We start from the raw sequence: 9,737 nt of genomic DNA, 5'->3' as shown, positions 1-9,737 counted from the left end.
GCGTTTCGGGTTGGGGCGGCGTCGGCGGCCGGTGGTGGTGACGGCAGACCGGGGCCGGGGGAAGTCGGCGGCGTTGGGGATGGCGGCGGCGGAGTTGTTGCTGGCGGGGCGGCAGCAGGTGTTGGTGACGTCGCCTTCGGTGGACAATCTGCAGAGTTTTTTCCGGCATGCGGCGGAGGTTCTGGGCGACCGGGTTGAGAGCCGGTCGGAGTCGGAGCTTGTGCTGCCGGGCGGGCAGGCGATTCGTTTCCTGCCGGTGCCGGAGTTGCTGGCGCAGAAGCCGGAGGCCGAGGTGGTGATGGTGGACGAGGCCGCCGGTTTGCCGGCGAGCTGGCTGCGGGAGGTTTTGCTGGGTTGGCCTCGGGTGGCGTTTGCCAGCACGGTGCATGGTTATGAGGGCACCGGGCGGGGCTTTGCGATCCGGTTCCGGCAGGTGCTGGACCGGGAGGCGCCGCACTGGCAATCGGTGGAGCTGAACCAGCCGGTGCGCTGGGCGCAGGGTGATCCCCTGGAGCGGGTGTTGTTCCGGATGTTTCTGTTGGGTGCCCGGGGGCCGGACAGCAGCAAGCCGAAACCCGGTGCGGTGTCTGTCGAACCCTGGAATCCGGCACAGGCCAGCGAGGCGGAACTTGCCGAGGCCTTCGGCTTGCTGGTAGATGCCCATTACCGCACCACGCCGGCAGACTTGCGGCAGTGGCTGGACGATCCGGCCGCCAGCAGCTGGCGGGCGGTGGTGCAGGGCAAAACCGTGGGTGTGCTCTGGGGATGTGCGGAAGGCGGCCTGGATCAGGACCTGGCCGCCCAGGTGGCCATGGGCCAGCGCCGTTTGCGGGGGCATTTGCTGGCGCAGTCCCTGGCCAGCCATGGTGGCTTTGCGGAGGCGGCGCAGCAGCGGTGTTTTCGGGTGGTGCGCATTGCCGTGGCAGAGCCGGCCCGGCAGCTGGGCGTGGGCCGGGCGCTGGTGGCGGCGGCGGAAGAGTTTTGCCGGAGCCAGGGGCTGGATTCGCTGGGTACCAGTTTTGGTGGCGAAGCGGGTTTGCAGTCGTTCTGGCAGGGTTGTGGATTACGCCTGGTGCGTATCGGGCTGACCCGGGAGCATTCTACCGGCGAGTTTCCGGTGCAACTGTTGAAGGGTGTATCCCCGGCGGGCTACGACCTGAAACAGCGCCTGCGCCGCCGGTTTGCCAGGCACTGGCAGGTGCTGATTCCCCGGCATTGGGCAGACATGCCCCCGGAATTACTGGCGCAGCTAGCCGCAGACCTGCCTGCCACGGCAGAGCCCGGGCCGGACGACTGGCAGGATTTGCGGAGCTTTGCCGAGGGCTATCGGGGGTTTGAAGTGACTTTGCCGCTGCTGCGTGAAGTCTGCAGCTGGCCTGGCTGGATGGCCTGGCTGGCCGGGCAGGAAGATGCCGGGCTCTGGTGCCGTGCGGTGCTTCAGGGTTGGGCCTGGTCGCAGTTGCAGGCGCTTGGGCTGGTCACCGGCAAGCGGGAGGGCGAAATGCGGCTGAGACAAATCGTGGCCCGCTGGCTGGCGCAAGTGTCGGAGTTGTGACCGTTTCGATTTAATTATCACCACCCGGCCCGCAAAATAGCTGAAAAAATCAAACAAGAGAGTACGAATGATGAGCAGGGATGCGGGCAGTCGCTTTCATTTTGTGGTTTTGGTGGTGCTGTCGTTGCTGGCTGGTTGCAGCAGCACGGGTGAAGTAGGCGATATCGGGGCAACCGGTGCGGATTTGTTGGCAGCGGTTGCGGCCAATGAAGACCGGACGGTGCTGGATATGCTGTCGCAGGGCGTGGACCCGGACCCCAGGGCAGGTTCTTCCAAAACCCCGCTGATGCTGGCCGCGGCGGAGGGTAACCGGCGTATTGTCCGCTTGTTGCTGGCGGCCGGTGCCGATGTGAACAGCGAAGACAACAGCGGTTACACTCCGGTGATCCATGCGGCGGAAAACGGGCATTTGTCGGTGGTTCGGGCCTTGCTTGCGGCGGGAGCCAACGTCAATGTCAGCCAGGACGGCGAATCCCTGCTGATGAAAGTGGTGGAAGCCGGCGACCTGCTGACCGCGGAGATGCTGCTGGCCGCTGGTGCTGATGTGCACTACCGGCGCACCGATGGTACCACGGCCCTCGACATTGCCCGGGCCCGCAATAACCAGGACCTGGAAATGCTGCTGGTGCAGGCGGGCGCGGCCCGCTGATTTCCCGGCCCGGTGTCAGTCCAGCTGCATCGGGTCGTTCAGGTCGTCCCACACTGGCTCGAAATGCCGTTCGATCACCTCTTCCGGTACCTCCCCGGCGGATTTGAACGACCACACCGGCGCTTTATCTTTATCTACCAGCAATGCCCGGATGCCTTCGGCGAGGTCGGGGCGGCGGGTGCATTCCAGTGCCATGGCCAGTTCCATCCGGAAAATATCCTTCAGTGACATCTGCTGACCCTTGCGCAGCTGGTGCCAGACCAGCCAGGCGGTCACCGAGCAGCCATTCTTCAGGTTTTCCGCACAGCTTTGCCACCAGGGGTCGTCAATGTCGGCGGCGAGTATCTTTTCGATGATGGCGGGCAGTTCGGTACCTGCGGTCAGCCGGGCGATGGCCTGTTCGTGCCGCTCCAGGTGGCCCGGCGCCAGGCTCCGGTAATCCAGCGCTTCCACCTGGTTCAGCAGGCGGAACAGCCGGTTGTCATCGGCGGCGGCCTCGCCGGTCCAGCGCTCATCCTGCAGGCGGGCCAGCAGGGTTTCGATCTGGCCGGCATCAATCACCAGGTCTGCCAGCCCCACCCGCAGGGTATCGGCCACGTTCAGGCGGGCCCCGGTCAGCCCCATAAACAGCCCGAGGCGCCCCGGCAGGCGGTTCAGGAACCAGCTGGCGCCGACATCCGGGAACAGGCCGATGCTGATTTCCGGCATGGCCAGGGTGACATCGGGTGTGACCAGCCGGTAGCGGCAGGCGGACAGCAGGCCCAGGCCGCCCCCCATCACAATGCCCCGGGCCAGGCCCACCACCGGCTTCGGGAAACGGTGCAGGCTGTAGTCAAGCCGGTACTCCCGGGTAAAGAAGCGTTCCGGGGCAGAGGTGTCGCCTTCGCCTTTCAGTGCCTGGTACAGGTTGCGGATGTTACCGCCGGCACAGAAGGCCCGTTCGCCACTGCCTTGCAACACCACCATGCAGATGCGGTCGTCTGTGGCCCAGCGATCCAGGGTTTCCTGGGCCTGGTTGACCATGTCCTCGGTCAGGGCGTTGAGGGTCTGGGCTGCATTCAGGGTAAGCAGGCCGATGTGGCCCTGGCGGCAGGCGAGTTCCTGAACCTCTACAGACATGTGGTGTGATCTCCGGTGTGCAGGTGATTTTGTTAATTAATGTATTTTTGCGGTTTGTTCGTACTGTCCTATAGTCAGCACGAGAGTAAAACAGCACTATGGTCGCACGAATGTCCTTGACCTATCACATTTGAGGCCTTGGATGGCTGTGCTATAAAGAAAGTCTGACTTACGGTCCGGTTGATAAAAAACTGAATTGTAAACGTAAAAACGATGAGAGGATGAACTCTATGAACCTGAAACACTTCGCAGTTGCTGGTCTGTTCGCACTGGGTGCTGCTGCGCCTGCCGCTTCCATGGCAGCCGATGCCGAAGCCGGTAAGGCCAAGGCTGGCGTTTGTGCCGCGTGCCACGGCCAGAACGGTATCTCCCAGGTGCCCATCTACCCGAACCTGGCAGGCCAGAAAGAGCAGTACCTGGTTGCTGCCCTGAAAGCCTACAAGGCTGGTCAGCGTCAGGGTGGCCAGGCTCCGGTCATGCAGGGCCAGGCAACTGCCCTGAGCGATGAAGACATCGCCAACCTGGCGGCTTACTACGCAAGCCTGCCGGCTGGCGGCAAGTAATTGCCCGGCAGTGGTGCGGCTCAGGCCGCACCACTGACAATCCGGTAACTGGGCCGATAAGCGGATGATCCCGGCAGTTTCATCCGGTCCTGGGCAATAAACTGCTCCAGCATGGCCTCAAGGGGTTTGATCAGTGTCGGGTCTCCGGCAATTTCAAATGGTCCCTTCTCCTGAATCTGCCGAATTCCGCTTTCCTTCACATTTCCCGCCACGATACCGCTGAACGCCTTGCGCAGATTCGCCGCAATCAGGTGTGCCGGTTGATCCCTGTGTAATTCCAGCGCCCGCATATTGCTGTGGTTGGGCTCGAACGGTAACTGGAACACCGGGTCGATCTTCAGCATCCAGTTGAAGTAGTAGGCATCCTGCATGGCGCGGCGGAAGGTCTCCACATCCTTGATGCCCTGCTTCATGGTCTGGGCTACCCGTACCGGGTCATCAATGATGATGTCGTACTTGCTGGCGGCTTCGTCGCCCAGGGCATTGCGGATGAACTTGTCGATCATCTCGAAGTATTCCGCGTTTTCCCGGCGGCCGGTAAACACCACCGGGAACGGCAGGTCGGCGTTGTCCGGATGTAGCAGAATACCCAGAAGATACAGAATCTCTTCGGCCGTACCTACGCCACCGGGGAAAACGATCACCCCGTGGCCGCAGCGCACAAAGGCTTCCAGCCGCTTTTCGATATCCGGCATGATCACCAGTTCGTTGACAATCGGGTTGGGCGCTTCCGCCCCGATGATGCCCGGTTCGGTAATGCCAATGTAACGACCGTTCTTGATCCGCTGCTTGGCGTGGGCAATGGTCGCGCCTTTCATGGGGCCTTTCATGGCACCGGGGCCGCAGCCGGTGCAGATGCTCATTCCCCGAAGCCCCAGCTGGTGCCCCACTTCCTTGCTGTACTGGTACTCGTCATGGCTGATGGAATGGCCTCCCCAGCACACCACCATGTCGGGCTGGCGGCCGGGCTCCAGGGCCCGGGCATTGCGCAGGATATGGAACACCAGGTTGGTAATGTCTTCCGGATTATCCTTGCGGAAGCCGGAGACGGTGTCTGGCAGCGAGTGGCTGTAGACAATATCCCGCAACACCGAGAACAGGTGTTCCCGGATCGCCCGCAGCATTTCGCCGTCAACAAAAGCGTGCGCCGGGGCGTTGATCAGCTCCAGCTTCAGGCCCCGGGGCTGGGGAACCAGCCGCACATCGAAATCGCCGTGGGCTTCCATCAGTTCCTTGCAGTCGTCGGTTTCCATGCCGGTATTCAGCACTGCCAGGGCGCATTGCCTGAACAATCGGTACAAACCCCCTTCACTCTTGTCCTTGAGCCGGTTTACCTCGTGGGTGGAGAGAATTTCGAGGCTGCCCTCCGGAGAGACCAGGGCATTCATGGTGGGTTCGGTCATCGGTGTTGGAACTCCTGCTGTTTCGGCAATGACGGATTTTGAGCCACTCAGGCGAAAGGGTACACTAAGCGCTTTCCGCCTTTTACGCTACCCGACGTTCCTCCGATCAAAGTCCTTTTTTATGAAATTACTGATTCGTCCCGCCGCTGAAGTGGCCATCAAAAGCAAACCCGTTCGCCAGCAGCAAATGCGCCAGTTGCGGCAGAATATCCGGAAACTCCTGGCTCGCCTGGATGCCGACATCCGGGTGGATGGCAGCTGGGACCGGGTAGATGTGGACGTGCCCGAAGGCCGGGGCCTGACCGGCGCGGTGATTGATGAACTTACCCGCATTTCCGGCATTTCCACCATCCAGGAAATCGCGGTTTACCCGTTTGTGGACCTGGACGACGTGGGCGCCAAGGCTGTACAGGCCTTTGCTGGTCGACTGAAAGGCAAAACCTTTGCGGTGCGTGCACGGCGCCATGGCCAGCATGATTTCCGTTCGATTGACCTGGAGCGACTGGTCGGCGGCGCGCTGATGCAAGCCTCCGAGGCCCGTGGGGTCGATCTGAAAAATCCGGAAGTGGAAGTGCGCATCGAAGTGAACGATGACCAGTTCCACATTGCCCATCGCCGTCACGAGGGCCTGGGCGGCTATCCGCTGGGTACCGTGGAAACCGTGATGACATTGATCTCCGGTGGCTACGATTCGTCGGTAGCGGCTTACCTGATGATGCGCCGCGGTATCCGCAGCCATTTCCTGTTCTTCAACCTCGGCGGCACTGCCCATGAGGTGGGCGTGCGCCAGGTGGTGCACTACCTGTGGCAGCGTTATGGCGCCTCCCACAATGTGAAGTTTATCTCGGTGCCTTTCGAGGGCGTGGTGGCAGAGATCATGCGTTCGGTAAACCATCGCCACTGGGGCGTGGTGCTCAAGCGTATGATGCTGAAAGCCGCTGCAGAAATTGCCCGGGATTACACCGCCACCGGCCTGGTGATGGGCGATGCCGTGGCCCAGGTGTCGAGCCAGACCCTGACCAACCTGAACGTGGTCGATCGCGCCAGCGATGAAGTGGTGCTGCGCCCGCTGATTGCCATGGACAAGCAGGAAATCATCCGCATTGCCCGGGACATCGGCACCGAGCCCTTCGCCCGCAACATGCCGGAATACTGTGGCGTGATTTCCAGCAAGCCGGTCACCCGCGCCAAGCTGCACCGGGTGGAGGAAGAAGAAACCCACATGGACCCGCAAGTGCTGGCCAGCGCCATTGCCAACAGCGAGCACACCAAGGTGAGCGAACTGCTGGACAGCGTGGTGACTCCGGAAGAGGTGGAACTGGTACAGACCCCGGCGGTAGACGATGTGATCATCGACGTGCGCCACCCTTCCGAGGAAGAGCGGGCACCGCTGACGCTCACCAACAACGAGATCCTGAAGATCCCGTTCTACGAGCTCAACCAGCAGGTGCCAGGGCTACCGGCAGGCCGCCAGTACCTGTTGTACTGTGACCGGGGCACCATGAGCCGGATGCACGCCGGCCACCTGAAGGCAGAAGGCCTCAACAACGTGAAGGTTTACGCTCCGGGCGCCTAACCTTCCAGCCCCCTGAAGAACTGCTGGACGTTCTCGCTGAGGGCGTCCAGGTCATACCCCCCTTCCTGTACGATCAGCGTCGGCAGCCCCAGCTGACGGATGTGGGTGCTGAGCCGGCAGAAGCCCTCGGACGACACCGACACCTTGGCCTGCGGGTCATTTTTGTAGATATCGAAGCCCAGCGGCAGGATCAGCACATCGGGCTGGTACAGCCGCACAGCCGCCAGTGCTTCCTCCACGCGGGCAAAGAAATCCTCCTCGCTGGAGCCGTGGGGCATGGGCAGGTTGATGTTGTAACCGTAGCCTTCGCCTTCGCCGCGCTCGCCCTCAAAGCCGCTCACCACCGGGTAGAAGTTGGTGGGGTCGCCATGGATGGAGATATACAGCACATCGCTGCGATTGTAGAAGATTTCCTGGATGCCCTGGCCGTGGTGCATGTCGGTGTCCAGGATCACCGTGCGCGGGAACCGGCTTTTCAGGTGTTCGGCGGCAATGGCGGCATTGTTCAGGTAGCAGAAGCCCCCGGCGGCATCTTTGCGGGCGTGGTGGCCGGGCGGGCGGCACACGGCATAGGCATAGCGCTCGCCGGCAATCAGGGCATCGGCCGCCCCGAGAGCAGTCTGGGCCGACCAGTAGGCGGCCTTCCAGGTATTCTCGCCAATCGGACAACTGCCATCGGCCAGGTAACAGGCTGCTTCCGCCAGGACACCCCGCAGGGCATTGGGAGAACGCACGAAGATGTTGGACATCACCTCGTCGCCCCAGTCTTCCATTTCCATCCAGCGCCGGTGGGCGGATTCCAGGAACCGCAGATAGCCCAGGTCATGCACCTTCGAGATTGGCGCCGCACCCTGGTCGGCAGGCTGGAACACCGGAATGCCCAGCGCTTTCAGGCCTTCCACCATCTGGCCGGTACGATCCGGCACCTCCTGGGGCTGGCGCATCTGGCCCCGGGTGAAATACGTCTTCGGGATGTGCAGATCCTGTGACGGATGGAAAAATGCTTTCATGTCCGGCCTCCTTGATTCACTCCCTCGAGTATAGGCAGAGACCGGGATGGGTCAAAAAATCCCCGCTGACTTTACAGGCCGGCCCCCAGCTACCACTATGAAGGCAGAACCCGAACCCCGGATCCCGGCCCGCAACCGGGCGTGATCAGGCACAGAAAAGGAGTCGAGATGATCGAATCACCACTGTTGCAGAATCTTACCGGCTACATTGGCGGGCGCTGGACAGACAGCGCCGGTGGCAGCACCTTTGATGTCTACAATCCGGCCACGGGCGAGGTGATTGCCAAAGTGCCTTCGATGCCGGAGCAAGACATACTGGATGCGGTCGATGCCGGCAAGCAGGCCCTGCGGCTGACCAACCCCTATCCCCTTGAAACCCGCCGCAAATGGCTGGAAGACATCCGCGATGCCCTGAAGGACAACCGCGAGGAAATCGGCCGCATCCTGTGCATGGAACACGGCAAGCCCTGGAAAGAAGGCCAGGGCGAAGTGGACTACGCCGCCGGCTTCTTCGATTACTGCGCCAAACATATCCAGGCGCTGGATGCCCACACCATTCCGGAAAAGCCGAAAGACTGCACCTGGACGGTTCACTACCGCCCCATCGGTGTCACCGGCCTGATTGTGCCCTGGAACTTCCCCATTGGCATGATCGCCAAGAAACTCTCGGCGGCCCTGGCGGCCGGCTGCCCCTCGGTCATCAAACCGGCCAGTGAAACCCCGCTCACCATGGTTGCCTTCTTCAGCATCATGGACAAACTCGGCCTGCCCGATGGCATGGTCAACCTGGTAATGGGCAAGGCCAGCGTCATCGGCAAAGTGCTGTGTGAACACAAAGACGTACCCATGCTCAGCTTCACCGGCTCGACCGAAGTGGGCCGAAAACTGATCGTCGACACCGCCGAGCAGGTGAAAAAGCTGTCCCTGGAACTGGGTGGCAACGCCCCGTATATCGTCTTCGACGACGCCGACCTGGACGCCGCCGCCGACAACCTGATCGCCAACAAATTCCGCGGTGGCGGCCAGACCTGCGTGTGCGCCAACCGCATCTTCGTGCATGAAAAAGTGGCCGACGCCTTCGGCGAAAAACTCGCCGAGCGGGTGAACAAAATGACCGTCGGCGACGGCATGAACGACGGCGTCGACATCGGCCCGCTGGTCAACAAAGCCGGTTTCGACAAGGTCAAACGCCACCTGGAGGATGCCCTGGCCAAAGGCGGCAAACTGGTTGCCGGCAAGCAGCCGGATGAGTTGGGCGAAGGCCTGTTCTTCCCGCCTACTGTGGTGCAGGGCGTTGACCGCAACATGGCCTGCTACCAGGAAGAAACCTTCGGCCCGCTGGTGCCCATGGCCCTGTTCCGCACCGAAGAAGAAGTCATCGAAGCCGGCAACGACACCGAATTCGGCCTGGCCTCCTACGTCTTCACCGCCGATGCCGAGCGCGCCCAGCGCGTAGCCGCCGGCCTGCGTTTCGGCCATGTTGGCTGGAACACCGGCACCGGGCCTACTCCGGAAGCGCCGTTTGGTGGCATGAAGGCGTCTGGTATTGGCCGGGAAGGTGGTCTGGAAGGCTTGTTCGAGTTCGTGGAAGCGCAGACGGTTCCACGAGGCTTCTAAAGCCCTGAGCCCTCATCTCCTGGAGTTGTCGCACGGGGGAGGTGCCCCTTCGTTGCCAGACAGCGCAGGAACGGGGACTTCTTCCCAGGACTGTCTGTGGCCATGGATGGCCACAGTCAAGCGCACAGGGATGATGGGATGAACACCTCTTGTTGAGATCGGCGTCAAAGCGCCACTATTAGATGTGCGAAATCAATAGGTCAACAACAAGAGGTGTTCAGATGAACGTTACCCTAATCGGAATC

Annotated in this window: 8 protein-coding genes; 5 read left to right on the top strand and 3 right to left on the bottom strand. The window is 61.8% G+C overall.

Going from position 1 to position 9,737, the window contains the following annotated elements:
* A partial coding sequence (locus LWH94_RS18180) for a GNAT family N-acetyltransferase (protein ID WP_232903173.1) occupies positions 1-1,555 on the top strand: 1,555 nt, incomplete at its 5' end.
* A 67-nt stretch (positions 1,556-1,622) separates the two neighbouring features.
* Complete coding sequence (locus LWH94_RS18175; protein ID WP_232903172.1) at positions 1,623-2,204, top strand: ankyrin repeat domain-containing protein; 582 nt, start codon at positions 1,623-1,625, stop codon at positions 2,202-2,204.
* A 15-nt stretch (positions 2,205-2,219) separates the two neighbouring features.
* Here LWH94_RS18175 and LWH94_RS18170 read toward each other — a convergent pair whose 3' ends face one another.
* A complete protein-coding gene (locus LWH94_RS18170; RefSeq protein WP_232903171.1) occupies positions 2,220-3,323 on the bottom strand; it encodes an enoyl-CoA hydratase/isomerase family protein in 1,104 nt (367 codons plus the stop codon).
* 230 nt (positions 3,324-3,553) lie between these two features.
* Here LWH94_RS18170 and LWH94_RS18165 point away from each other — a divergent pair, with 230 nt between their 5' ends.
* Positions 3,554-3,886, top strand: a complete 333-nt coding sequence (locus LWH94_RS18165) for a c-type cytochrome (protein ID WP_022988539.1) — start codon at positions 3,554-3,556, stop codon at positions 3,884-3,886.
* Between the two features lie 20 nt (positions 3,887-3,906).
* On the opposite strand, the gene ppnN is transcribed toward LWH94_RS18165, so the two are convergent.
* Positions 3,907-5,289, bottom strand: a complete 1,383-nt coding sequence (gene ppnN, locus LWH94_RS18160; protein WP_022988538.1) for a nucleotide 5'-monophosphate nucleosidase PpnN — start codon at positions 5,287-5,289, stop codon at positions 3,907-3,909.
* A 121-nt stretch (positions 5,290-5,410) separates the two neighbouring features.
* Here ppnN and thiI point away from each other — a divergent pair, with 121 nt between their 5' ends.
* Positions 5,411-6,865 (top strand): tRNA uracil 4-sulfurtransferase ThiI, encoded by a 1,455-nt coding sequence (gene thiI / locus LWH94_RS18155; RefSeq protein ID WP_058342023.1) that lies wholly within the window; start codon positions 5,411-5,413, stop codon positions 6,863-6,865.
* Here thiI and LWH94_RS18150 read toward each other — a convergent pair.
* Positions 6,862-7,875, bottom strand: coding sequence for a histone deacetylase family protein (locus tag LWH94_RS18150; protein WP_232903170.1), 1,014 nt, complete (start codon positions 7,873-7,875; stop codon positions 6,862-6,864). The genes thiI and LWH94_RS18150 overlap by 4 nt on opposite strands.
* Before the next feature lie 168 nt (positions 7,876-8,043).
* On the opposite strand from LWH94_RS18150, the gene LWH94_RS18145 reads away from it, so the two are divergent.
* Positions 8,044-9,492, top strand: coding sequence for an NAD-dependent succinate-semialdehyde dehydrogenase (locus LWH94_RS18145; RefSeq protein ID WP_232903169.1), 1,449 nt, complete (start codon positions 8,044-8,046; stop codon positions 9,490-9,492).
* Positions 9,493-9,737: the final 245 nt, after the last annotated feature.

It is taken from the genome of Marinobacter sp. G11, assembly GCF_021282325.1.
Taxonomy (GTDB): domain Bacteria; phylum Pseudomonadota; class Gammaproteobacteria; order Pseudomonadales; family Oleiphilaceae; genus Marinobacter; species Marinobacter vinifirmus.
Note: the sequence above shows the minus strand (reverse complement) of the source record. Positions and strands in the feature narration are given on the sequence as shown.

Excerpts from the sequence above, each read along its gene's own strand:
- LWH94_RS18175 (WP_232903172.1), top strand. The coding sequence starts at position 1,623 with ATGATGAGCAGGGATGCGGGCAGTCGCTTTCATTTTGTGGTTTTGGTG.
- LWH94_RS18170 (WP_232903171.1), bottom strand. The coding sequence starts at position 3,323 with ATGTCTGTAGAGGTTCAGGAACTCGCCTGCCGCCAGGGCCACATCGGC.
- LWH94_RS18165 (WP_022988539.1), top strand. The coding sequence starts at position 3,554 with ATGAACCTGAAACACTTCGCAGTTGCTGGTCTGTTCGCACTGGGTGCT.
- ppnN (WP_022988538.1), bottom strand. The coding sequence starts at position 5,289 with ATGACCGAACCCACCATGAATGCCCTGGTCTCTCCGGAGGGCAGCCTC.
- thiI (WP_058342023.1), top strand. The coding sequence starts at position 5,411 with ATGAAATTACTGATTCGTCCCGCCGCTGAAGTGGCCATCAAAAGCAAA.
- LWH94_RS18150 (WP_232903170.1), bottom strand. The coding sequence starts at position 7,875 with ATGAAAGCATTTTTCCATCCGTCACAGGATCTGCACATCCCGAAGACG.
- LWH94_RS18145 (WP_232903169.1), top strand. The coding sequence starts at position 8,044 with ATGATCGAATCACCACTGTTGCAGAATCTTACCGGCTACATTGGCGGG.